This is a genomic window from Mixta intestinalis, from assembly GCF_009914055.1.
GTDB lineage: Bacteria > Pseudomonadota > Gammaproteobacteria > Enterobacterales > Enterobacteriaceae > Mixta > Mixta intestinalis.
Window position 1 is genome coordinate 3,156,746 of record NZ_CP028271.1, and the last position, 22,964, is coordinate 3,179,709.

Here is a 22,964-nt window from a genome sequence, read left to right on the forward strand (position 1 = left end):
GAAATTTCCCTTAAATTCGTATGTTCGATGGAGTTTCGCGTAATCAGGCTTCAACGATTGCCAGAATGTCGCTTTCAGAGATAATCAGAACTTCTTCGTTGTCGATCTTCTCGGTTTTAGCGCCGTAACCTTCGTTGAAAATCACAACGTCGCCCACTTTCACATCCAGCGGCTTCACGCTGCCGTTTTCCAGGATGCGACCATTGCCCACAGCCAACACTTCACCGCGCGTAGATTTGCCCGCAGCGGAGCCAGTCAGAACGATGCCGCCAGCAGATTTGGATTCAACTTCTTTACGCTTGACGATAACGCGATCGTGCAATGGACGAATTTTCATTTGATAGCTCTCCTTTGAGAAGTCCAATCAGTCATGTTTGGGATGAACGCCGGGCTTAATGGGCTTCCGGCCTCGTGGCTCAAGAGATAGGGACAGCGACAACCGCTTTCAAGGGGGAGGCTAAAAAATTTTTTTAGCCTGAGGCTAATTTCACCGATACGGCTAACCCCCTGAAGAAAAAAGGGTGACGGTTGTCACCCTCACCCTAAATCAGAGATATCAGCGATCGTGGCGATCGTCATCGTGGCCGATACGCTCGCTGTCTTTGCGCTCGTATTCACCTTCCATGGTATAGCCGCTGTCGGGGCCTGCACCCGGCCCGCGCCAGACGCGCAGATGTGGCATCAGCTTCAGCGTCAGATGCTTCTGCACCGGCGGTAAAAGTAACAGAAGACCGAGGAAGTCGGTAAAAAAGCCCGGCAGCAACAGCAGAAAACCGGCAATAATCAGCGATACGCTTTTAATCATCTCCGCCGCCGGGCTCTCGCCCTGCGCCAGCTTCTGCTGCATCAGCATGAAGTTTTTCACGCCCTGATTTTTTACCAGCGACACGCCGATGCAGGAGGTAAAGACCACCAGCAACATTGTCATTAACACGCCTAATACGTGTGCTACCTGAATAAATAATGAAATTTCAATCCAGGCGAATAAAAACAGTATTAATAACGGTAACCAGCGCACCGTATTCTCCTTTAGTCAGGCCGTCACGCCTGGGGCGCAGCGGCAGAATGCTGTTCGGTATCAAATGCAACGGTACGGACAGAGGTTATGCCCTTCTGCCTGCGCTAAGCCATACCGGGTAAGATAAAGAGATGGGGCTTGCCCCGCTATTTTTCAACCAGCGCGGTCAATTTTCTCCGCTGTGGCAGGATTATGTTTATGATCGCATCACAAAAAAGATAACAGGACGCATTATCTGTGCTGAAACGCGATCGCCGCTCAGACATTTCGTTCGCTTATGTTTATGATCGTACCGTCGGGCTGATAGACATCAATTTATCGGCGCGCGCTTTAGATAACACTATGAACGCATCACCAGTAATGATGTAACCGGTAGCTCTAACAAGAAGGTTCCCATGGCAAATAACATTCGTATCGAAGAAGACCTGCTGGGCATGCGCGAAGTACCGGCAGAAGCCTGGTACGGTATTCATACTCTGCGTGCGATTGAGAATTTTTGTATCAGTAGCCATAAAATCAGCGACATTCCAGAGTTTGTTCGTGGCATGGTAATGGTGAAAAAAGCGGCGGCATTAGCGAATAAAGAGCTGCAAACCATTCCGCGTAACGTTGCCGATGCCATTATTCAGGCCTGCGATGAGGTACTGAACAAGGGCAAATGTATGGATCAGTTTCCGGTTGATGTTTATCAGGGCGGTGCCGGTACTTCAGTAAACATGAACACTAACGAAGTGCTGGCTAACATTGGCCTTGAGCTGATGGGACATCAGAAAGGAGAATACCAGTTCCTTAATCCCAACGATCATGTCAATAAATGCCAGTCTACCAACGATGCTTACCCTACCGGTTTTCGTATTGCGGTTTACGCCTCAATCTTAAAACTGCTGGATGCGATCGCTCAGCTGGGCGAAGGATTTGAACGTAAAGCCGCCGAGTTTGCCGCTATCCTGAAAATGGGACGCACCCAGTTACAGGATGCGGTGCCGATGACGCTGGGCCAGGAGTTCCACGCCTTTAACGTGCTGCTGAAAGAAGAGATTAAAAACATTACCCGCACCGCTGAACTGCTGCTGGAAGTGAACCTCGGCGCGACGGCGATCGGTACGCGTCTGAACACGCCGGATGGCTATCAGCAACTGGCGGTACAGCGGCTGGCTGAAGTCAGCGGCCTGCCGGTCACACCAGCGGAAGATTTGATCGAAGCCACCTCAGACTGCGGCGCCTACGTTATGGTGCACTCCTCCCTGAAGCGTCTGGCGGTGAAGCTGTCAAAAATCTGCAACGATTTACGTCTGCTCTCTTCCGGCCCGCGCGCCGGGCTGAATGAAATCAACCTGCCGGAATTGCAGGCGGGCTCCTCCATTATGCCCGCCAAGGTTAACCCGGTGGTGCCAGAAGTAGTCAATCAGGTCTGCTTTAAAGTCATCGGTAACGATACAACCGTCACTATGGCCTCTGAAGCGGGCCAGCTGCAGCTGAACGTTATGGAACCGGTTATCGGCCAGGCGATGTTTGAGTCGGTTCATATTCTGACCAACGCCTGCTATAACCTGCTGGAAAAATGCGTTAACGGCATTACCGCAAACAAAGCGATTTGTGAAGCTTACGTGTTTAACTCTATCGGCATCGTCACCTATCTGAATCCCTATATCGGACATCACAACGGTGACATCGTCGGCAAAATTTGTGCTGAAACCGGTAAAAGCGTGCGTGAAGTTGTCCTGGAACGCGGCCTGTTAACCGAAGCTGAGCTGGATGAAATCTTTTCCGTTCCTAACCTGATGCGCCCGGCTTATAAAGCGAAGCGCTATACTGATGAAAGCGAAAATTAATCCCAGCAATTAAGCCATTGAAGGCACGTCTGTTCCCTGAACGGCGTGCCTTTTTTCTTGTAGTACCACTCAAGTCATTTATTACGTTTTAGCATTATTTTTAAGGAGTCAACGTATGGTGGGGGTAGAGCTGATTATCGTCCTGCTGGCGATCTATTTAGGTGCCAGGCTGGGCGGCATCGGCATTGGATTTGCGGGCGGCCTGGGGGTGCTGGTGCTGGCTTTGCTGTGTCAGATGAAGCCGGGCGCGATACCTTTCGACGTTATTGAAATTATTATGGCGGTTATCGCCGCGATCGCGGCGATGCAGGTTGCGGGCGGCATGGATTATCTGGTCAGCCTCGCTGAACGGCTGCTGCGCAAGCATCCACGCTACGTGACCTTCCTGGCACCGCTGGTCACCTACAGCATGACCATCCTGGCGGGAACCGGACATACCGCCTTCTCTACGCTGCCGGTGATTGCCGAAGTTGCCAAGGAACAGGGCGTTCGTCCTTCGCGCCCGCTCTCGATCGCCGTCATCGCCTCACAGATTGCCATTACCGCTTCGCCCATTTCTGCCGCCGTGGTGTTTTTCGCCGGGATCCTTGAACCTCGCGGCATTAGCTACCTGGGCCTGCTGGCGGTTGCCATCCCTTCTACCATGGCTGCGATTTTTGTCGCCGCACTGATCACTAACTTTCTCGGCAAAGAATTGCAGGACGATCCGATCTACCAGGCTCGCCTGGCTAAAGGTGAAGTTACGCTGCGCGGTGCCAGCGTTTTCGAAGAGAAACCGGGGGCAAAGCGCGCCGTGCTGCTGTTCCTGATCGGCATTCTGGCGGTGATGCTCTATGCAACGGCCATCAGCGAAAACGTCGGCCTGATTCAGAACCCGGTGCTGCCACGTAACGAAGCGATTGTGGTGTTTATGCTGACTATCGCCACGCTGATCTGCCTGAGCTGTAAAGTGAATACCAGCGAGATCCTCAGCGCCAGCACCTTTAAATCGGGCATGAGCGCCTGTATTTGCGTCATGGGCGTGGCCTGGCTGGGCGATACCTTTGTGAAAGGGCATATCAATGATATCCAGACGCTGGCGGGCGAACTGCTGAACAGCTATCCGTGGATGCTGGCACTGGTACTCTTTTTCGCCTCAACGTTGCTCTATTCTCAGGCGGCGACCACCAAGGCATTGATGCCCGCAGCGCTGATGCTGGGCGTTTCACCGATTACCGCCGTTGCCTCTTTCGCGGCGGTCTCGGCGCTGTTTGTGCTGCCCACCTATCCAACGCTGCTGGCGGCGGTAGAGATGGATGACACCGGCTCTACGCGCATCGGTAAATTTGTCTTCAATCACTCCTTTTTAATCCCCGGCACGCTGGCGATCGTATTGTCGGTAGCCTTTGGTTTTCTTTTCGGTCATTTAGTCCTGTAAACCTACCGGCTAACCCGGCGCTGCCGGGTTACGCCTGTTTACTGCCCGTCCAGCCCATCGTGTTATGATGGCCCTTTTCCATACTGGAGCAGGTCATGACACTCTCAACCGCCGTCATTGTTCTTTGCACCGCGCCTGATGCACAGCACGCCGAACAGCTGGCAGATAAAGCGTTATCTGCCCGGCTGGCCGCCTGCGTCACCGTACTGCCAGGCGCAACGTCTTATTATGTCTGGCAGGGTCAGCGTGAAACCGCCAGCGAAGTGCAGCTGCTGTTTAAAAGTGATGTCACCCATCAGCAGGCGCTGATCGCTTTGCTGAAGGCGGAACACCCTTACGATACGCCCGAACTGCTGGTGCTACCGGTACAACATGGAGAGAGTGATTATCTGTCATGGCTCAGCGCATCGCTTCGTTAATCTTTTTGCTGTTTAGCGTTCTTCTCAGCGCCTCAACGCAGGCAAGCCTGTTTGATAACGGTGCGCGCTCGCAGTTTGTGCCGGTCAATCAGGCGTTTTCCTTTGATTTCAGTCAGCAGGGTAACCGGTTGACGCTGCACTGGCAGGTGAAGCCCGGCTACTATCTTTATCGTCAGCAGATTAGCCTGACGGCGCAGCAGGCAACGCTGGCACCGCTCCAGCTTCCGGCAGGCCAGCCGCATGAGGATGAGTTCTACGGTAAAAGCGAAATCTATCCGCAGGATCTGACGGTGCCGGTGACTATCCAGCAGGCGGATAGTCACGCCAGCGTGACGCTGCGCTATCAGGGCTGTGCAGCGGCGGGCTTTTGTTATCCCCCGGAGACGCGCGTAATCCCGCTTAACGCGGTTAGCGCATCCAACGCCGCTTTACCGGCGGTCAAGCCCTCCCCGGTGTCTGACGCTGCGCAAAGTACCCCGCTCCCCTTCTCACCGCTGTGGGCGCTGTTGATTGGCATCGGCGTGGCCTTCACCCCCTGCGTACTGCCGATGTATCCGCTTATTTCGGGCATCATCCTCGGTGGCAACCGCCAGCTTTCAATGGGACGGCTGTTGGCACTCTCGATGGTTTACGTACAGGGTATGGCGCTGACCTATACGCTGATGGGGATAGTGGTCGCAGCGGCTGGATTACGCTTTCAGGCGGCGCTACAGCATCCCTGGGTATTAATCGCCCTCTCTCTGGCGTTTGTATTACTGGCGCTATCAATGTTTGGCCTGTTCAGCTTACAGCTACCCGCCAGCCTGCAAACGCGCCTGACACTGTGGAGTAATCGTCAACGCGGCGGATCGCTGCCGGGCGTATTTCTGATGGGCGCGCTGGCTGGATTGATTTGCTCGCCCTGTACTACCGCGCCGCTCAGCGCCATTCTGCTCTATATCGCCCAAAGCGGTAACCTGCTGGCGGGTGCCGGTACGCTGTGGCTCTACGCCTTCGGCATGGGGCTACCGCTGATTGCCGTTACGCTATTTGGTAATCGGCTGCTGCCCAAAAGCGGGCCCTGGATGCAGACGGTGAAGGAAGGTTTTGGCTTTGTAATTCTGGCGCTGCCGGTATTTCTGCTGGAGCGCATCGTTGGGGATATCTGGGGATTGCGTCTCTGGAGCCTGCTGGCGGTGAGCTTCTTCGCCTGGGCATTTATCATCAGTCTGCGTACGCAGCACGGATGGATGCGCGTTATTCAGGTGCTGCTGCTGCTGGCCGCGTTAACCGGCGCACGGCCTCTACAGGACTGGGCCTTTGGCAACGAAACAGCCACCGCGCCGCACGCCAGCCTGAATTTCACCGCTGTCAGCACTGTCGATCAATTAAATACGCAGCTTAAGGACACGCAGGGTCAAATCACCATGCTCGATCTGTACGCCGACTGGTGCGTTGCCTGTAAGGAGTTCAGCAAATATACCTTTAGCGATGCTGGCGTTCAGCAACAGCTGGCGCAGGTAAAACTGCTACAGGCTGACGTTACCGCCAATAATGCGCAGGACAGCGAACTGTTACAACATTTGCAGGTGCTGGGCCTGCCGACAATTCTGTTCTTCGACGTTCGGGGGCATGAGATCCCCGGTTCACGCATTACGGGCTATCTCGACGCCACGGCCTTCCGCGCGCATTTGCAGAAACTGGCGCGGTAAACGACACTGGAGTCAGGTTCAATGAACGTGACTCCCGATTTACCGGTAGAGGAACGCTTACAGGAGGAGTCTCACGTGCAACGTGAACAGGTACTCGATCACGCACTTAACGTACTGGAACATAATGGCCTGGCAGGCACCCTGTCGCTGGAAGAGCTGGCGACAGAGATAGCAATGCCTTATGCGCAACTGCAGCGCTTTTGGCCTAACCATGACGCCCTGCTGTATGACGCCCTGCGTTATCACGGTCAGCAAATTGATAACTGGCGTCGACAACTGCTGCTGGATGAGGCACTAAGCGCCGAAGAAAAGCTGCTGGCACGTTACAGGGTTCTGGAGGAGTCGGTTGGCAACGGGCGCTTTCCCGGCTGTCTGTTTATCGCTGCCTGTAGTTTTTACCCACAGCCCGATCACCCGATTCATCAACTGGCGGAACAGCAAAAGCGCGCCTCCTGGCAATATACCCATGAGCTGTTGACGCTGCTGGGCACCGACAACCCTACGCTGGTAGCCGATCAGATGGAACTGATCCTGGAAGGGTGCCTGAGCAAACTGCTGGTGAAACGCAACCAGCAGGATATCGCCGTTGCACGTCGGCTGGCAGAAGACGTTTTGCATATTGCGCTTTGTCGTCGCAATGGTGCCTTAACGTAACATTTTTCCGCCACACTGCTTGAAAAGCAGACGATCGGCTGCATTTTCGCAACTTTTTCGTAGAAAGCCGTTGACGCTCGCCAGCCTTTACGGTTTAATGCGCCCCGTTGCCCGGATAGCTCAGTCGGTAGAGCAGGGGATTGAAAATCCCCGTGTCCCTGGTTCGATTCCGGGTCCGGGCACCACTTTAACAAATTTGCATCAAAGCACGCTGGTCAGGAATTGAGAGCCCTGACGGGCGGTAAATGCAGGGGCCGGTCATACGAAATCTCCTCCGGTGTTATCTGAACCTGTACACTGGTTGATGATTCGACTTGTTCCCTCAAGTCAGGGAGTCTGCCGCAAACAGACTCCCTGCTCTCGATCACCCTGAATAATTCCAGTCAATCAGCCTGATGTCAATACCCACACTCCCGTACGGTGCTTTTGTCAGTGTGTAATGACAATTCCTGCTCCAGCGTTTTGCCCACGATATCCATCTGCAGTTCGACATATTCCATCGTTGTATTCACACTCCTGTGACCCAGCAGATCTTTCACCAGCTGCAGATTACGTTCAGGGGCTTTCATTAGCTCCGTCGCCAGCGTATGGCGGAATCGGTGAGGAGAAACAGTAAATCCGCATTCACGGGAAAGGCGCCGAAAAAAAGATCGCACCTTTTGTTGTCTCTTTTTGGAGCTGCTTTCATTTTTTGAGCGTTCGGCAACTTCAACATACCGGCTGACATCAAAAAGCTTTTCTGACGGTTTGATTCCTCGTTTTTCCGCCTGTTCCAGCAGATAAGCCAGCCCCTGGCGCAGTTGATTAACAGCGGGAACCCGCCATTCCCGATGTGTCTTACTGCCTTCCAGCATCAGGTTGATATATCCTTCATCCAGGTTGATATCCCTCAGACGAACGTGCAACAGCTGGTTCAGCCGCATTCCGGTATATCTGAGCGTATCCAGTACAACGAGCCAGTACCAGGCTGGTGACATTGCATTGTTCCAAGTGTACCGAATGCAGTATTTTCTCTCATCTTCACTTAGTTGCTGCATAACCAGATAAACTCGTGTTAATTGTATCCGGGAAAGCGTTTTTTTCTTTTTTGTTTCGCGCTGAACAGTACTATTATTAAACGGATTTTTATCCATAGAAATATATCCCTGCGAAATCCAAAAATTATATAGAGCCCGCATATGTGCGACCTTATTATTCCATGTCTGAGCTGAGCGCTGTTTTTCTTTCAGTAATTCACGTCTCCACAATAACACATCTTTATGAGTAATATCTTCAGGCGTTTTTCCCCTGCAAAACTGACGTAGTACATTCACAACTTTACGGTAGCTTTCCTCCGTGGCCGGTCTGAGATTTTTAGAGAAAAAATACTCATCCAGTAATTCATCCCAGCTCCAATTTTCCTTAGCATCCACGTTCATATTGCACTCCTGTTGCTGATAGTTCATACCTCATCAATGAGGTAATTATTTTCACGTCCTCAGTTCGGGAAAAATAGCAGACCGCTTTCCGGGGGCGTGACGCCTTTAAAGATATGTACCACTTTGACAAGGTAGCCATTAATTCGCTGGTATTTCCCGGTTCGTTCTTCCGTTCCATAAAGGCGTGCCTTCGTGAAGCGTTCTCCCCGCCGGACACGATGCAGCCGTAGTTTTTCGAACGATGCCTGAAGAATCTCCCTGCTGTAATCTTTCCCCGTTTCACGGAGAAAGAGCCAGAAGACACCCGGTACGCAGAGAAAAGCGAAACCGGCAACAATATGAATGCGGGAATCATTCTTATTGATGCTGATTTTTTCTTCAACAAGTCCATTTGTAAGCCACGATATAAATTCCTCACCCGGAGAAAGCGTTTTTTCGGCAGGCTCATCAGAGTGACGGTTATTTAGTATTTCATTATTTTTTACCTCCACGAAATCAACATACTGCTCACACTGATTAACCCCGGAGTTAACTTCCATATCAGTCATTATTTCAGTTTCATCATTCTTTTCATCCGAAGCAGAGGGTAATATATCTCCGAAGAGGGCAAGGAGTGTTTCCGTTTCTTCAGAGTCATCCCCATTATCACTAAACGCTTCTTTCTGCTGATCAACAACATCGGTAAAATTATCATCTGAAGCCAGATTAAAAGCTGACGGAAGTATATCAGGAGACATTTCTGCACTGTCACATCCTGAGCAAATAGATTTATCCGATTCATAAGATAATTCTGGTAAAATCACAGTTTCATCTTTTTCAGACACGAGTGAAATATCTGTTCCTGGCGACAAGTCCGAAACAGATACCAAATCACCGCCTTTATTAACCGCAAATATACCAGGAGATTTAGCCAGTCCGGCAGCCCGTTGCAATATTTCCCCGATAACGGGCATAACGGTCTGTTTATTCCAGAGTGCCACTGACAGGTTTTCCATCCCTCCGGGAAGACAACAAATCCAGGGCGCTGCACCGGCAGGAAGCAGCTGGCTGGCAATCAGTGAAGACAAAGCCTGTGCATAGTTGTCTGAAGGCACTTTAGCAAACCGGAACCGGTAAGCCCTGTCCGGTACGGAAATTCCCGGACACCAGGTCACGCCACTCTCCAGTTCCCCCTCAATATCTGCCAGCAACGGCAGATGCCAGAACAGAGCCTCCCAGAAAATCACCGCCTGCCATGCCACGCCCTGCGCGGCCTGCTCCTCTGGCGCAGCGCCTGGCGGGAACATGTATCCTTTGGCCAGCCTGACGGCATATGACGTAAACTGCAGCGTTAAATCACCAAATCCGCCAGCGCCGGCCCATATTCCCTCTTCTGTAGCGGGTACATTTTGCACCCGCTCAAGCAGGGTGTTAACAGGCGCCAGGTAAAGCTGCTGCCACACATCCGCTGGCAGCGACGAACTTTCCTGGATTTTCTTCAGACACTCCCTGCGCCGGGGAGTATTGAGCAGAGTCACCGCTTTTTCCGGTAAAAAATATCCGACCGGCGCTGCAACACGAACGGGAGAAGGTACAACAGTATCCCCGGCGCGGGATAAAAACGTTTTGAATTTTGCGAACATGACTTCTCCTTATAAAAAACCAGAGGAGTGTTATCCTGCCCCTCCGGTCTTTCCACGAAAAACCAGTTACACCTCATGAGAGATTTTTTTTTGCCCGCTTTCCCCAGCCCCTTCAGTTGCAGCCTCATCCTCCCGGGCCTCATTATCCCTGAGCACTGTCATCAGTTCATTCAGTACCAGAACCCGCCGGGCCCGTGTAGTGGCGACATACAACAGATTTGTTTCGTCCTGACGCTCTTCGGTGGAAAGCAACGGATCGGTGATATCGCTGAAGTCCTCGTTCAGTACAACAACGTCCCATTCCAGCCCCTTACTGCGATGTGCAGTGGATACCGTCACCTGAGCAGCCGCCTTATCCGTCACTGCCTGGCCGCGCATGATGGCCAGCTTTTCCGGCAACGGGAAAAACTCATCCAGCAGCCGGATGGCCTGGTTCATTTCCGCATCCCGAGTGGCTTTGGCAATCGAACAATACTCCTCAAAATCCCGATAATCCCGAGTCAAACGATTTGGTGACTGCATACGCTCCGGCATATCAACAGAAAACCAGTAGAGATCTTCCAGCTCTTCCGTTTTGTAGCCTGCAATCCCTCCGACCCAGAAAACCTTTTTATTATGCAGACTGGCTACCAACGCTGCGCCAATCACGCCAGCAACCGTCCTGCTGAGTACTGTAAAATGGGGGACATCGGCAGGCAGCCGTTCAGTCACTTGATCCTCACCACCGCTTCCCGTTACCTGCATGGTTTCCCCGGCCCGGGTCAACAGAATATTCGCCATACGGGCCACTTCTGGTCCGAACCTGAAACTATTTGTCAGCCACAGCCGGTCTGCGCTCTCCAGCAGTGGTGCACTAAGAGCGTTATCTGCTCCCCGAAATCGATAAATTTGCTGATAGCGATCGCCCACAAGGATGACCCGACATGGCTGGCTGAGTACAAACGCGCTGGTCACTGGGTTGGCATCCTGCGCCTCATCGAAAAGGATGGTATCCCAGCGGCGGGCAAGATCCGGGTTGGACAACTGAAACAGTTTCAGATAGACATCATGAGTGACCGGAAATGTTGAATCGGTACTGCTCATCTGATGCCAGAGTATTTGCGTTGCGCCCAGAATTTTATCGGCCGAAAGGCCGGAAAGGCCGTTACGGTCATCTTCCGACAGCAGATGCATCACTCCAGGCTCTGACTCTGCGCTGCAGAGAAAGGCATTAAGGGCCGCAATCGCCTGGCGGACAAGTGGCCAGTGCCGGGTATTCAGCATCTTGGCCGCATCTGTAATCCGCAGATTTGCGACCAGCCGGTGACGGAAATGCCGGCCAAAACGGGACCAGGCCAGCTGATGAGAGGTTTTACATTCAACATTGAATGGAAATTTCTGCTCCGCCTCGTCGCGAATAGCCCGGTTATAGGCCAGATACAGCATCCGGCTATCCGGGTTCGTCAGCGCAAACCGGACCAGTGTGGACGTTTTGCCGGTGCCTGCAAACGCATTAACAACAAGACGGCTTCCTTTCCAGTGAATGATCGCATCCTGTTCACGGGTTGTACTCCAGGACATATATGCCTCCAGACAGATAATCAGGGCATACAAAATGGAAAAAACGACGAATAATTTCGAGGGAAAAGTCAAACTCACATATTAAAAATAAATACAGGCAGATTCATCGTCTTCAAAAATAAAGACCGGACATAATAAAAAAGCCCCTCAGGATAAAGGGGCGGAAGTTAGTTACGCTACCGAATAATGCTTTGGCAGTCTGGAAGACCAGTTTCCCAGATAGTGTCCCGGCGTCAGTAAAACACGCCGCCGCTCGCCAAACAGCGAGTTGCCGATCACGACCTCCCCGGCCACGCCACATAATGACAGCTGGATATAAGCCATGCCGGCTGCCAGCGGATCGATATCCGTCGCTGAAACCCACAGATAGCGGTGTGACGCATAGCCTGCCTGATTAAGAACATCGGCAAAAGCCAACGCCATACAGCCGGCACCACAGGCAGGCTCGCTGAGAGTGATGAAAGGCTTTTCATCAAACATAGCCTTCACATCCCCCAGCTGTAGCTGCGCCATCATTCTGGCCACATCCCAGGGGGTAAAGAACTGACCGCGATACTTATCGCCCAGCTCCAACTGCATAAATACGTTTCCCAGGAAATCACAGAAGCCATTCTGCAGCCCGTTAACCACATGGCCCAGCAACTCCGCCATGCGAATAACATCCGATTTCTGGTATCCACTGACAATATTCAGATATTTTTTTTCACGCGCCTCGTTAAAATTTAACCGGTTCTCCAGTGCAATAACGCTACAACTGACAAAGTCCTCAAAGACCCGATGTCGTTTATGGTATTGGGCTGTCTGGTTAAAAAGTGAAATAAACGCTTTCTCATAGTCAATAAAACTGGCCATACGCATTCTCCATAAAAAGAGGAACACGTATCCCGGCAGGAGAACAGTGTTCCCCTTAGGGTAAAAAGCTGCAGCCCGGTGAAGGCTGCAGCGCGGTCATACCGGTTATCCCCGGATCTCTTTATATCCAGTTACCCCTAGTTCAGGCGAAGGCTGCTCACTGCTGACCAAATACAGTGTCGGTGAGATGGGTTGCGTTTCCGCCGGCACCCCCTGATAACCATCAACATGCGCCCCAAGGTCATAACAGTCATAACCACTGAGGCCGCTCACCGGTTCACTGTAGGTGTGTCGCACCTCGCACTCAAAGAGGCTGGAGATACCGGCTACTACCTCACCTGACGGTGGATACCAGGGCGAATCCAGACACAGCGTTAACCCGTTCGTGGCAGGGCGGTGCCAGTTCACATTATGCCCGGCCGGCCATTCCATACCGTATATTCGGCTATAGAAACTACTTGTGGTAGAGACCCCAGACAGCAGGCCACCGGTGGCATTCAACTCAGTCGCCAGCCGTGTCGGAATGATCATCAGCATATCGCAGGGTTGAGATCGCTCCGGATATTCCCGCAGGCGCTCCCAGCAAACCGCAGCGTCAGGTTCATCTTTCAGGCTGGACAGACCAAACCAGTCCGCATACTGTCTTTTCATCAGCGATGCCATGATGTCGCGTTGTGCCTGAGGAATATTTTCCCACTTCAGCGCCCCCACTCCGGACTGGTGATACAGCTGATCAACCCGGCGTATTGTCTCTGTCTCCAGCACCACATCTTTCTGCAACAGTTCCAGCCATTGTTCATAAGCCAGATTTTCAGGAACGGACTGCCCTGTACCCTGCCGAACCAGCCCCTGACAGGGCGGGAACGATGCAGTACGAACCGGCTTCAGTATTCCTGCGCATCCCGCCAGAAACAGCTGAATGCTCTGCAGTATGGCGTGGCGATAACGTGGCGTGTCTGTGCCGGTTATCCACTGCAACAACACATCTATACAGACAGATTTACCGGTAATTTCAAAACGGTTCTGGCACCATTCAGACATAAGTTGATACTCCTCTTTCAGTAAAAAAGAGGGCACCGTCCCGTGAGGAGCGATGCCCTCACGGGAGAGTAGCGGTTATATTACTGCCGCCACCCGGTGGATTAATTACGCCGTATCAGCCTGACGGCTGAGTGGCGCGAGTAAATATTCCGACGCTTCCCGGGCCTGCCGGCAGGCACTGAACAGCGCCTTTTTGTCGGACTTTAATTTTGACAGCCAGCCATCAACATAACTTTCATGCTGCAAATCACCGGTTATCCCGAGATGTGCGCACAAAAAAGCGCTGCCGATTTCAGCTATCAGTTCCTCAAAGGCATACACCGGGTCGCCGAATTTCTTTGTCGTCCGCGTTATCCCTTCACGATTCAGTCGCTTCGCATGACCGCTGGCATGCACCAGCTCATGAAGCACGGTGGACCAGTAGTCACCTTCAGCGTCAAACTGTGACGTCAGGGGCAGCACTATCTGGTCGGTGGAGGCGCGATAATACGCCCGGTTCTGCGGCCTGGGTGAAAACTGCACGCCAGTGGCGTTGACCACCGACAGGACCTTCTGCAGCTGTGCCGGACTGACGCCAGCGAAATCCTCCTGCGGCCGGGTGACGGTGGCTGTGCCACGTACCTGGTCGGGAAGACCATCACATTGTTCAGCGTTGAACAGCGGAAACTGGCGCAACATCGGCACCGTTTCCATCTGCGGCTTCCCGTCAGCATCAAACAGCTTGCCACTGCTGTCTTCAGCCTGCTTTGTCCAGTCGCGGTATATCACCGCAAGCGTGGCGGTTTCGCCCCTGCGGACCTGACCTCCGGCCTCCTGTGCCTGGTTGTATGTCAGCCAGCGATCGCTGGTAAAACCGCGCTCTTCGGCCGCCAGCCACAGCAGCAGAACATTCACGCCGCTGTAGTCCCGGCCGGTAAGCGCGTTGACCGGCATCAGGGTGTTTATCCCCTGCTGCGCATTTCGCCACGGACGTCGCCAGGGTGGTATACCGTTTTCCAGCGCGACAATTATCCGGTCAGTGATCAGACGGTAAATATCGCCACCGCCAGTAGGCGTCGCGGTCGTACCTGTCCGGCGACGTTTGACGGAGGAGGATTTGCTTGCCGCCGGCTTTTTACGGACCGTGGCGGTGGGATGGTTACCAGTTGTCATGGAACACTCCTTAAGAAAGACAGGCGTGCCCCTTCCCTGCGGGCGTGAGACACGCCACAGGCGGGTGGAAAATAATTCAGTAAATCAGACGCTCAGAAGCAGCGCGCCACTGGGTGAAACACATTCAGTCCGGCGTTGCAGGTTATGCGCAGCCAGCAGAAAATTGTGATGATCGACCGGTCTGGCATGACGGCAGGCTATGGGACGCATGTCCTGAAGCAGTCGGATTACTGTCATTCGCCAAAATTTTAACTCGCTGAGAGCATTGCAGGCGTTGAAATGCCAGACTGCAGCCACATGCATCCTGTCCGTCAGGTCTCGGTAACAGGCTACCGGCACATAGTGCCGTTCACCGTTGTATATATCGATATTGTTTGCTGAAAGCATCAGCGTAAGCTGATGATTTTTGTTTAAAATATCCCAGACACGCCCTTCAGTCAGGTCAAGAGGCTTAGTAAAAACGGTGTTGCCGGTCAACATACGGGCAAACGTTGTCCACCCTGAATCACGATCGGGATGGCAGCCATCAGCAAACGCCTGATGACGTAACTGGCCCTCATGCCCGGGGGCCGGATGGAAGCGTTCGCCATCCTGAACGGACAGTGAGACGGTGGCATTACAGGTCAGAACCACAGGCCTGTTACGGCTGATGGTCTCAGTAAGAACAGCCTTCAGGTCTTTTCCGTGAAAACGCAGCATAATCATGCTCCTTACTCAAAGAAAAGGCAGGGCTTCCAGCAGGAAGATCCCTGCCGGGTTAATATTTTTAAGCGGTATAGCGACACCGCTCAGGAGTTAAAACAAATCTGTCCCTACCAGACTGCAAACAGGAAAACACTTTCCCGCTCCATGTCCAGCGTATGGATACAGTAATCGGCCCATAAAGCTATCAGCTGAAGCTCCGTACAAAACTTTTCTCCGTAATCCGGATCGTTGTCGTACGCCGAGAACCAGCCGTTGTGGATATCATCGCGCAGCAATGCGAGATGGTTGCGTGAGAGAAATACTGGTTCCTGATCAGGTATGCCACACTCATAGTCCGGCATATTGACACTGATCCAGTAAAGCAGCGCATCCAGACCGCTTAACATTACCTGTTTACGGGGACCTGCGCTTGAGCCCAGAACGATCTCCAGCGGAGGAATGCTCTCCGTATCCGAACCCATTTCAAGAGGTTCGTACAGCCTGAATTCCAGTGCTGCAATCCCCTCCCATTGTTCACGGGATAACTCTATTGCCGAGCTCAAGATCAGGCTGTCAGCTATTACCTGTTCAGTCAGCCAGGCAAATGGTAGTGCATACTGCGACGCATCCGGGGCAGCCCAGGCTGAGAACCGTCCGTCACGGGCCCGGTTCATGATGGCCAGCGGCAGCGCCCAGGAACAAACTCCAGCCGTAGAATGAACCAGAAAATGTTCACCACAGACATTGTGAAGGGCCAACATCACCATGCGGGTAAATAAATCTACCGACATTTGATGCTCAGCCTCAATTTCGTCCACACTGAGTACATTCCGGGTACGCTCACGCGAAATGGAGATAATGCGCTGAGTGAAGCCCTCATCAGTTCTACCGCTGAAAACCAGCTCATCAGCTTCGTATCTGCTGTCGGGTCTGAAGAGTTGATAAGCTCCGGTTTGTAGATAATTGCTACGCGGATTAACAGGGCGCATACAAAACGGCAGACAATAATACAGATCGATAACCGTCGAGATAAACTGATTCCAGATATCAAACGGAACGGTACTGCACTGCTCAATGGTGTAAATAACGGGACGACCAGCAGGTAAAAAACGTTTAGCCATAGTTAAATCCTCTTTAATAGTTAATAAAAAAGGGGATTTATTCCCGGACGGGGAATAAATCCCCGTCCGGGTGAATTACAGTCTCAGCAGCTACAGATATTCACTGTTTTCCCACTCAACTTCCTGGGCTGCCTGCGCCTGTCTACTGGCTTCTTCATTTCCGTCACGCCAGCCGTTCATCCAGGCTACAGGTAGTAAAATTTCGCCCTGGCGTGAGATATGGAACACACAAAAATCAAGCAGCTTATGTGGTCTCATATGCAAACTAATTTCAAACGCAGCCCCGTACAGAACTTCCTGTCGCAGAGCCTGCACATGCGTTTCCAGACGGCAATGGTATCTAAACGCAGCCCAGTGGGCATTTTTTTTCCGCAGAGTCTCTGCGTGCGTTGCAAGACGAATGCTCATCAGCGCCGAGTTCAGTATTTCCAAATCGCGACTAAAAATCAGCAATTGAGCATACAGATGTGACAGAGCCGGTTTTCTCGGCAACACTGCCAGAATAAAATCGGTCAGAAAAATCAGGCAGGTAAAGTAAAATTTCATGATGGTGTCATCCTTTAAACAAAAAAAGGAAACACCAACCCAACGGGAAAGTGTTTCCCATTGGGGAGTCAGAAAGATGTCCTTTCTGGCTGACGGTAAGTTGAATGAAATGACCTTCATCGCCGCGTCATAGTGCGCGTGAGTTTGGCGATATCTGCTCTCAAAGGTGCGCAGATTTCCCCACAGAATTCTCTGTGCTCTCCCTTCTCAGGGTACGGGAGAGTTTATGTAGCCACCCGAAGGCGCTCCTCACAGGCTACCGGAACATTGGTGGTCGCGTTAGCGACAGGTTAACGTCCAAATAATAACCACAAACTGCGGGAAACTTCAAGACGCAGTCGCTATCGTGTGCGACTGCGTCAAACATCTTCAATCTGCCCGGTAAGTTACTGACAGATATGCATAACTAACGGTCATTCATCCAGTTCCTTTTTAAAATAAACCTGTCTTATATACCGCCCCCGGCCATCTCCGTGCCCTAAATCCATTGAGACTAATGCATTAGCCTCATCCCGACTCATTCCATTTTTAAGATGAAAATTCACAGCGTCTTTTGCATATGCATACCGCAACGAATGAGGTGCGTTTTCTCCTGTCATACCGGCGTCACGAATAATATTACGGTATCGCTCTATCGCAGTATGTAATGTTGGCTTATCAATTAACTTTCCATTATTTTTATCGCAGTATGCGATGGCCTTATTTAAAATCCCCAGAACTTTATCCCTGTCAAAAACTGTGGTCTCACGAGGGCGTCCTCCTTTCGTACCAAATACCACGCAAACACGTTCATCACCTTTTAAAAGCGACTGTCGCCACGTTCTTAATGATTTTGCTGACTGAACGGTTTCTTCTGTTCTCAGACCAATATACCGTGCCAGTTGCACGGCAAGAGCCACGCCTTCATCTTTACTGATGGAATAATTAACGACTTTCTGGAGTAATTCATCAGATATTGGTCTTTTAGTACCATCTCTGCTGGCGGCAGAAATCCCCAGCGCTTTGTTACTCAACATTTCATGCTGCGGATCAGCCAGTTTATTCCTCCCGGCGACAGACATGATTGTACGCACTGCCGCCATTTCATTTTGCAGCGTACGGCTTGATATATTTTCATCCTGTCGGCTATGAATATATTTTTGGATATGCACCGTTTTTATGTGTTTTACATCCCGAATTTGAATATTTAACTGTGCAAGACGTTCAGAGAACCGTTCTGCAATTCTGGAACGATCTGCTACGGTTTTAAAGCTACCCCGCCCCTGACGTGCCAGTGTGACAAGTTGTTTTTCAAGTTGCTTACTGAATCTGGACACACTACCTCCATATGACATACACAGCCTTCTGCTTTTTATAAAACTGACGGATCTGTACCCCAAAAATTTAACCCCGACGACACGGTTAACTTTGCGCTTCCTGCGTCTCGACTGATATCTGTGCATCGGGGCGGCGAATTGAATTGTTGAGTTCTTGCGAGGCACCTCAGGTCTCTGACCTGTTTGCTGCTGATGCAGAGCTGACATTCGTCAAGCTGCCTCCAACACTACTTCTGTAGTGTCGCCATCGATATCGAGCCGATTTTCTCCTTATTACGTTGGGACGTTCAGACGGGTACTCCGTCGTACAAACGTTGATGTGAAGATGTTTTCTCCATGAATGACACGTACTACGTGTGTGTCAGATGGTACGAAAACGATGAAAACCACGCCGTGCGTGCGTTTGAATAGTATGCGCTGCGCGCGTCACTTGGTGTTCGCTTCGCTTGCACGCAAGTGACGCCGCGCAGTTTCGTGCTCGTAATGCAACGCCGTAAGCGGCCAAATGTACCAAATGGCCTATCCGGTCGATGCAAAAGTCGTACGAAACTCAGGACGTATCACTGAAGAAACGAAATGTTGATGCGACTTCCACAGACGACATTCGTCTGACTGGAAGTTGCCAGCCCGTTGTGCAACACCCGAACCGGTATGCAGCTGAGCAAAGAGAAAGAAACCCTCATCGTCACGTCATAGTGCGCTTGTATTGACGATATCTGCTTCCAAAGGTGCGCAGATGTACCACATCGATATGCTCTCCCTTTCAGGCTGCGGGAGAATTGGTGGTCGCGTTAGCGACAGTAGCCACCCGAAGGCGCTCCTCACAGGCTACCGGAACATTGGTGGTCGCCATTGACGACATACAACACTTGAAGACTATCAATAGAAGCAGGTTTTCGTCAATATTCACATGCCAGTATATTAATGGCTGAGGGGATTTACTTTATTTTAACTTTCATTTCAGCACCTAACTTTCTAATGCCTTGTTGGTATCTCTCCCACGTAACGCCTGGAAAGACATTAGGTTCTCCTCTCAGCCATTTTTTAAAAAGCAAGGGGCTATCCAAAGCAATATGTAAAGACTTACTCATTTCATGACTATCTATAAATAGATTATTTTTATGTGCTGCCAGAGCCATATAAGTAGAGAGAATCCCAGTTGAATAAAATACTGCGCCATTCTGAAGTGGTGAACCATTACTTTCAATGCAATCTTTTTTATCATTAGTAAAAAAACGTCTGCATGCTTCCGGGCGATAATTATAGATAACACACTGCCCAGAACTTTTCCCGAGAAAAACACACTCTATTCTATATTTATCATCAGTGTATTCATTAACCTTATCAGCTCGGAGTTTTAGTCTTTTCTTTATAAAAAACAACTTTGATTCACTAAAATTATTTTTTAAATTTTCAGCAATAAAAAACACGTCAGGCGTAATTAGTGAAACGTGTAAAGAGCAGCAACGCGAGCATCCTTTTTGACATACACAATTTAAACCTTTTTCTTTTTTAACTTCATCCATAACCCGTTCAGAACATCTGTGCCAACGTTCCACTGCTAAAATCACTTGCCTCTTGCTCTTAACTTTAAATGAATTATAACAGGCAGAATAAAACCAATCTTCCAAATTCCCCATTTCACATCCCTTTCAATAAACCAACACACGCACAACCATTCCATTATTATTTATAATAAAACAGCTATTGGTATAAAAATAAAGAAATAAGAAGGCAGTCACTCTTCTTATTTCTTTCATCTATTATCTAACCTTACCCTCTGCAACACCTTTCACCTGTGCAAATAGATTTCCCAAATAGGCTTCTGTTAAATGCTGAGGGTTTGAAGAAAAAAATTGAATATAAACACGACTCCCGATACCATTCTTTTCAACTTCCAATGTAATATGATCGCCCCCCCCCCAGTTCCGACCCATTTTATAGTAGCTCCCTGGCGACGCAGCCCATTCAGGCCTTTGCTCCTCAATTGCTGCAGCAGTCAGGCGAGCAGAAGTGCTTTCTCTATTTTTGATACTATTTAACTCGTCTGAGGTCATAAATTTATAATAACGACGCAAACGAGCTGCGGCAGTATCAACATCAATAGAAACTGATAAATCGCTCGACATAGAATCCTGAGCAGCATCAATTTTGGGTGCCAATTTTGGCATACCAGACTCACCTTGGGCTGATTGTTTTCCTGTTATTGAAAAGCCAAAATCGCTGATTTTTTTATTGACGGAAGTCAATTCACCCATGGAACAAGCTGTTGTAAACACAGAGACAATACTAACAATCAATACTTTCTTTCTGAACATCCTTTCCTCCTTAACATAATGTTCCGAATGATAAAAATTAAACTGATAGCGTAAAGGCTAAGGCAAGGTTGCGCCTCTCTTCAATACTCCTTATGATACAGAGAAAACTCGAACAAAAAAACAGCATCAGGTCAAACAGGAGAAGGCTCAGATATGAATATGTTCTTGAAAAAGCTGTTGAATGCGGTACTTCCTGATCCTTGCCCAAGTAAGCAAGATGAGAACGAAACACCTTTTTTAATCGAAACCTCAACAGAATCCGATGACGAGAGTCCATTCGCCTTATATAGTTCTGAAAACTGGCATTGGCACTCAGACCATGAATAAACAATCCCGCTGTTCGTGGCGGGATTGTTTATTTAGTGTTAAGAATTTAAACGGCGACAGTTAGCGCCGTTGTTAGTCTAACTATCCAGACCCTTACTAAAACCTTTTGAGAAACTCGCACCTCCCATTTTTGCAAGATTTCCCGCGTTTTCTGCGGATTGACTAGCTTTACTGGTTCCATCTTTCAATGATCCCGTAATTGCGATACCAATATTCACTCCGGCCCACGATAGCGCGCCAACCCACACGGCAGGTAATACAGTAAACATTGACCCCATAACCAGATTCATAATCAGATCATCTGACGTATTCTGAAATCCCATCATATTGAAGCGAGTATGTGTATTAGAGCTATAGAGAGCCGTCAACATCCAGCTATCGAGCCAACGGGCTAATTCCCACCAGAATGTCAGGAAGTTGATAGCAAAAATGACAAACGTCAGGGTGATCGCCGTCTTGAATTCATAAGCTGCAAAGGCAAGGATCAATGGTACCATAATATAAATAGCCATCAGCAGAACGGCTTGCACCATCGGTAATGCCTGACGCATCGCGTCCAGAGCCGGAAAAGCGCCCAGCGAGGCGACAGAAGCGCCTGCTGTGCCGGCAATACGAGTGAGCACGTTCTGCTCCGTCAAATCCGCATTACCACCATAGCCGTTATAAACCTCACCGCCATGTGATACCGTCAGGTTCGCCGGGCTGACCAGCCGGCGTATAACTTCCTCCTGATAATTTATCTGGCTGCTGCCAATCATTTTCATTGCGGCAGATAATCGTAGCCAGTAGCTATCATCAACCTGCTTCATCACCCTGGCCTTCAGGCCAGTGTCTGCTGCAGACCACCACTCAGAACAGTAGGGGTATCCCCCATTACCGGTATTCGGCCGGCCGCTGTCACGGGCATCATTCCAGGAGAACATCCCCCGCGGCAATTTCGACTGCAGCGTGGTATAGTCTCCCTTCAGAAAGGTATTACTGCCTATCCAACTGAGATCTGACAGAACCGCTTTATCCTTTGTCTGCCCTTGGTCACGCCGTTTCCACTGATAAAGTGCTAATGAATAGCAGTCGTTGGTGAAATCCTGCAGCTCGTCGGCCAGCGCGCGGTTCTCAATGAACGTCCGTTGAACCTCAAAACGCAATTGCCTTAGATCCGGCCGACACGGAATGCTGGCCACTGCCGCCTGGGTCACCCCTTTGGAAATTTTGTGAACTAACACCCACCAAACCGGTGCAGCAGCGAACTCGTTGTTCATACTGGAAATAATATTGCTGTAACCACTTTCACCCGGTGCTTTTGGTGTCCAGGTACCACAGATTTTTGCCCGGGTTCTATCAAATTCCAGCGTGGTCAGGCTTACCTGAATCAGTGGTACACAGCAGGCGATAATTACAAAGAAAGCCCCATAAAGCGCATTCTCGATGCGGGGCAGTGACAGCATGCCTTTGTTACCTTCATCCTCTCCTTCTTCGCGAACCTTCAACCAGATACCTACAATTTTAAAGGCCAGAGGTAACGCAAACAGTCCAGTACTGATAAGAACATCCCAGAGACCGTTATTAACCAGCCAGCCCAGTAGGGTCAGGAAATACTCCAGATAGCTGTTCGTTGTCATAGAGCCCCCATGCCGGAAAAAATGGAGTACTCGCAGACAAGAAAGAACAATATACTGACGCTGGCAATGCGCAGCAGTGGCCGACGATATTCCGGACGAAAACCCGGTGCATGCCAGATTTTCCACAGCCCCCATCCGACAGCGCAGTAAAGCATCAGACGCCATGCCAGCCAGCCATAGCGAGTCTCATGCATCCAGTTCTTAACCGTGGCCATGCCTTCAGGACCCAGATCGGCCAGCCAGAGACCGCCCTCCAGGGCCATCAGCAGGGCCAGCAGGAAGAGTCCTCCGACTTTCAGGCTCCTGCCTGTTTTGCGCAGCAGGCTGCGATGATTATTATTCATGCAATCGCCTCCC

22 protein-coding genes and 1 tRNA gene are annotated in these 22,964 nt (G+C 50.6%); 7 read left to right on the top strand and 16 right to left on the bottom strand.

Annotation, left to right across the window (positions count from 1 at the left end):
• Positions 1 to 43: 43 nt before the first annotated feature.
• Together C7M51_RS14630 and C7M51_RS14635 are read right to left on the bottom strand one after the other, a co-directional pair.
• Positions 44 to 337, bottom strand: a complete 294-nt coding sequence (locus tag C7M51_RS14630) for a co-chaperone GroES (RefSeq protein WP_160622459.1) — start codon at positions 335 to 337, stop codon at positions 44 to 46.
• Positions 338 to 556: 219 nt separating this feature from the next.
• Positions 557 to 1,018, bottom strand: a complete 462-nt coding sequence (locus C7M51_RS14635; RefSeq protein WP_160622460.1) for an FxsA family protein — start codon at positions 1,016 to 1,018, stop codon at positions 557 to 559.
• Between the two features lie 395 nt (positions 1,019 to 1,413).
• Here C7M51_RS14635 and aspA point away from each other — a divergent pair, with 395 nt between their 5' ends.
• From aspA to C7M51_RS14665, 6 genes are all read left to right on the top strand, one after another.
• Positions 1,414 to 2,850, top strand: a complete 1,437-nt coding sequence (aspA, locus tag C7M51_RS14640; RefSeq protein ID WP_160622461.1) for an aspartate ammonia-lyase — start codon at positions 1,414 to 1,416, stop codon at positions 2,848 to 2,850.
• Positions 2,851 to 2,965: 115 nt separating this feature from the next.
• Positions 2,966 to 4,267: an anaerobic C4-dicarboxylate transporter gene (locus C7M51_RS14645; protein ID WP_160622462.1), complete on the top strand. Its 1,302-nt coding sequence runs from the start codon at positions 2,966 to 2,968 to the stop codon at positions 4,265 to 4,267.
• 95 nt (positions 4,268 to 4,362) lie between these two features.
• Positions 4,363 to 4,686, top strand: a complete 324-nt coding sequence (cutA, locus tag C7M51_RS14650; protein WP_160622463.1) for a divalent cation tolerance protein CutA — start codon at positions 4,363 to 4,365, stop codon at positions 4,684 to 4,686.
• Positions 4,662 to 6,377, top strand: a complete 1,716-nt coding sequence (locus C7M51_RS14655; protein WP_160622464.1) for a protein-disulfide reductase DsbD — start codon at positions 4,662 to 4,664, stop codon at positions 6,375 to 6,377. Before cutA ends, C7M51_RS14655 begins: the two co-directional genes overlap by 25 nt.
• 75 nt (positions 6,378 to 6,452) lie before the next feature.
• Positions 6,453 to 7,031 (top strand): division control transcriptional repressor DicD, encoded by a 579-nt coding sequence (gene dicD / locus C7M51_RS14660; protein ID WP_160623664.1) that lies wholly within the window; start codon positions 6,453 to 6,455, stop codon positions 7,029 to 7,031.
• A gap of 109 nt (positions 7,032 to 7,140) precedes the next feature.
• Positions 7,141 to 7,216 (top strand) — tRNA-Phe (locus C7M51_RS14665).
• Between the two features lie 213 nt (positions 7,217 to 7,429).
• Here C7M51_RS14665 and C7M51_RS14670 read toward each other — a convergent pair.
• The 12 genes from C7M51_RS14670 to C7M51_RS14725 form a co-directional block, all read right to left on the bottom strand.
• Entirely contained in the window at positions 7,430 to 8,449 is a 1,020-nt protein-coding gene (locus C7M51_RS14670) for a tyrosine-type recombinase/integrase (protein WP_141177967.1), read from the bottom strand.
• Between the two features lie 59 nt (positions 8,450 to 8,508).
• Positions 8,509 to 10,071 (bottom strand): TraI domain-containing protein, encoded by a 1,563-nt coding sequence (locus C7M51_RS14675; RefSeq protein ID WP_141177968.1) that lies wholly within the window; start codon positions 10,069 to 10,071, stop codon positions 8,509 to 8,511.
• 66 nt (positions 10,072 to 10,137) lie between these two features.
• A complete protein-coding gene (locus C7M51_RS14680) occupies positions 10,138 to 11,631 on the bottom strand; it encodes a UvrD-helicase domain-containing protein (protein ID WP_141177969.1) in 1,494 nt (497 codons plus the stop codon).
• A gap of 171 nt (positions 11,632 to 11,802) precedes the next feature.
• Complete coding sequence (locus C7M51_RS14685) at positions 11,803 to 12,483, bottom strand: N-6 DNA methylase (protein ID WP_141177970.1); 681 nt, start codon at positions 12,481 to 12,483, stop codon at positions 11,803 to 11,805.
• Positions 12,484 to 12,588: 105 nt separating this feature from the next.
• Entirely contained in the window at positions 12,589 to 13,524 is a 936-nt protein-coding gene (locus tag C7M51_RS14690) for a DUF1281 domain-containing protein (RefSeq protein WP_141177971.1), read from the bottom strand.
• Positions 13,525 to 13,629: 105 nt separating this feature from the next.
• Positions 13,630 to 14,676 (bottom strand): ArdC family protein, encoded by a 1,047-nt coding sequence (locus tag C7M51_RS14695; protein WP_244323736.1) that lies wholly within the window; start codon positions 14,674 to 14,676, stop codon positions 13,630 to 13,632.
• Between the two features lie 84 nt (positions 14,677 to 14,760).
• Positions 14,761 to 15,375, bottom strand: coding sequence for a hypothetical protein (locus tag C7M51_RS14700; RefSeq protein ID WP_141177972.1), 615 nt, complete (start codon positions 15,373 to 15,375; stop codon positions 14,761 to 14,763).
• A 113-nt stretch (positions 15,376 to 15,488) separates the two neighbouring features.
• Positions 15,489 to 16,481 carry a hypothetical protein gene (locus tag C7M51_RS14705; RefSeq protein WP_141177973.1) on the bottom strand — a complete coding sequence of 331 codons (993 nt, stop codon included), beginning with the start codon at positions 16,479 to 16,481 and terminating at the stop codon, positions 15,489 to 15,491.
• A gap of 90 nt (positions 16,482 to 16,571) precedes the next feature.
• Positions 16,572 to 17,027 (bottom strand): hypothetical protein, encoded by a 456-nt coding sequence (locus C7M51_RS14710; RefSeq protein ID WP_160622465.1) that lies wholly within the window; start codon positions 17,025 to 17,027, stop codon positions 16,572 to 16,574.
• A gap of 413 nt (positions 17,028 to 17,440) precedes the next feature.
• Complete coding sequence (locus C7M51_RS14715; RefSeq protein WP_181407960.1) at positions 17,441 to 18,343, bottom strand: integrase domain-containing protein; 903 nt, start codon at positions 18,341 to 18,343, stop codon at positions 17,441 to 17,443.
• A gap of 938 nt (positions 18,344 to 19,281) precedes the next feature.
• Entirely contained in the window at positions 19,282 to 19,983 is a 702-nt protein-coding gene (locus C7M51_RS14720) for a YkgJ family cysteine cluster protein (RefSeq protein ID WP_141177975.1), read from the bottom strand.
• A 123-nt stretch (positions 19,984 to 20,106) separates the two neighbouring features.
• Entirely contained in the window at positions 20,107 to 20,661 is a 555-nt protein-coding gene (locus tag C7M51_RS14725; protein WP_244323737.1) for a hypothetical protein, read from the bottom strand.
• A 153-nt stretch (positions 20,662 to 20,814) separates the two neighbouring features.
• Here C7M51_RS14725 and C7M51_RS14730 point away from each other — a divergent pair, with 153 nt between their 5' ends.
• Positions 20,815 to 20,988 carry a hypothetical protein gene (locus C7M51_RS14730; RefSeq protein WP_160622466.1) on the top strand — a complete coding sequence of 58 codons (174 nt, stop codon included), beginning with the start codon at positions 20,815 to 20,817 and terminating at the stop codon, positions 20,986 to 20,988.
• A 77-nt stretch (positions 20,989 to 21,065) separates the two neighbouring features.
• Here C7M51_RS14730 and C7M51_RS14735 read toward each other — a convergent pair whose 3' ends face one another.
• The gene (locus tag C7M51_RS14735) at positions 21,066 to 22,607 is read right to left on the bottom strand and encodes a conjugal transfer protein TraG N-terminal domain-containing protein (protein ID WP_141177976.1); all 1,542 of its coding nucleotides are present in this window, start codon (positions 22,605 to 22,607) and stop codon (positions 21,066 to 21,068) included.
• Entirely contained in the window at positions 22,604 to 22,951 is a 348-nt protein-coding gene (locus tag C7M51_RS14740; RefSeq protein WP_141177977.1) for a hypothetical protein, read from the bottom strand. Before C7M51_RS14740 ends, C7M51_RS14735 begins: the two co-directional genes overlap by 4 nt.
• Positions 22,952 to 22,964: the final 13 nt, after the last annotated feature.

What these genes read in the sequence shown, in the direction of transcription:
- C7M51_RS14705 (WP_141177973.1), bottom strand. Translation starts at nt 16,481, where the DNA reads ATGGCTAAACGTTTTTTACCTGCTGGTCGTCCCGTTATTTACACCATT.
- C7M51_RS14670 (WP_141177967.1), bottom strand. Translation starts at nt 8,449, where the DNA reads ATGAACGTGGATGCTAAGGAAAATTGGAGCTGGGATGAATTACTGGAT.
- C7M51_RS14655 (WP_160622464.1), top strand. Translation starts at nt 4,662, where the DNA reads ATGGCTCAGCGCATCGCTTCGTTAATCTTTTTGCTGTTTAGCGTTCTT.
- C7M51_RS14680 (WP_141177969.1), bottom strand. Translation starts at nt 11,631, where the DNA reads ATGTCCTGGAGTACAACCCGTGAACAGGATGCGATCATTCACTGGAAA.
- C7M51_RS14630 (WP_160622459.1), bottom strand. Translation starts at nt 337, where the DNA reads ATGAAAATTCGTCCATTGCACGATCGCGTTATCGTCAAGCGTAAAGAA.
- C7M51_RS14740 (WP_141177977.1), bottom strand. Translation starts at nt 22,951, where the DNA reads ATGAATAATAATCATCGCAGCCTGCTGCGCAAAACAGGCAGGAGCCTG.
- C7M51_RS14710 (WP_160622465.1), bottom strand. Translation starts at nt 17,027, where the DNA reads ATGAAATTTTACTTTACCTGCCTGATTTTTCTGACCGATTTTATTCTG.
- C7M51_RS14700 (WP_141177972.1), bottom strand. Translation starts at nt 15,375, where the DNA reads ATGCTGCGTTTTCACGGAAAAGACCTGAAGGCTGTTCTTACTGAGACC.
- aspA (WP_160622461.1), top strand. Translation starts at nt 1,414, where the DNA reads ATGGCAAATAACATTCGTATCGAAGAAGACCTGCTGGGCATGCGCGAA.
- C7M51_RS14735 (WP_141177976.1), bottom strand. Translation starts at nt 22,607, where the DNA reads ATGACAACGAACAGCTATCTGGAGTATTTCCTGACCCTACTGGGCTGG.
- C7M51_RS14690 (WP_141177971.1), bottom strand. Translation starts at nt 13,524, where the DNA reads ATGTCTGAATGGTGCCAGAACCGTTTTGAAATTACCGGTAAATCTGTC.
- C7M51_RS14720 (WP_141177975.1), bottom strand. Translation starts at nt 19,983, where the DNA reads ATGGGGAATTTGGAAGATTGGTTTTATTCTGCCTGTTATAATTCATTT.
- C7M51_RS14675 (WP_141177968.1), bottom strand. Translation starts at nt 10,071, where the DNA reads ATGTTCGCAAAATTCAAAACGTTTTTATCCCGCGCCGGGGATACTGTT.
- C7M51_RS14725 (WP_244323737.1), bottom strand. Translation starts at nt 20,661, where the DNA reads ATGTTCAGAAAGAAAGTATTGATTGTTAGTATTGTCTCTGTGTTTACA.
- C7M51_RS14685 (WP_141177970.1), bottom strand. Translation starts at nt 12,483, where the DNA reads ATGGCCAGTTTTATTGACTATGAGAAAGCGTTTATTTCACTTTTTAAC.
- cutA (WP_160622463.1), top strand. Translation starts at nt 4,363, where the DNA reads ATGACACTCTCAACCGCCGTCATTGTTCTTTGCACCGCGCCTGATGCA.
- C7M51_RS14645 (WP_160622462.1), top strand. Translation starts at nt 2,966, where the DNA reads ATGGTGGGGGTAGAGCTGATTATCGTCCTGCTGGCGATCTATTTAGGT.
- C7M51_RS14730 (WP_160622466.1), top strand. Translation starts at nt 20,815, where the DNA reads ATGAATATGTTCTTGAAAAAGCTGTTGAATGCGGTACTTCCTGATCCT.
- C7M51_RS14695 (WP_244323736.1), bottom strand. Translation starts at nt 14,676, where the DNA reads ATGACAACTGGTAACCATCCCACCGCCACGGTCCGTAAAAAGCCGGCG.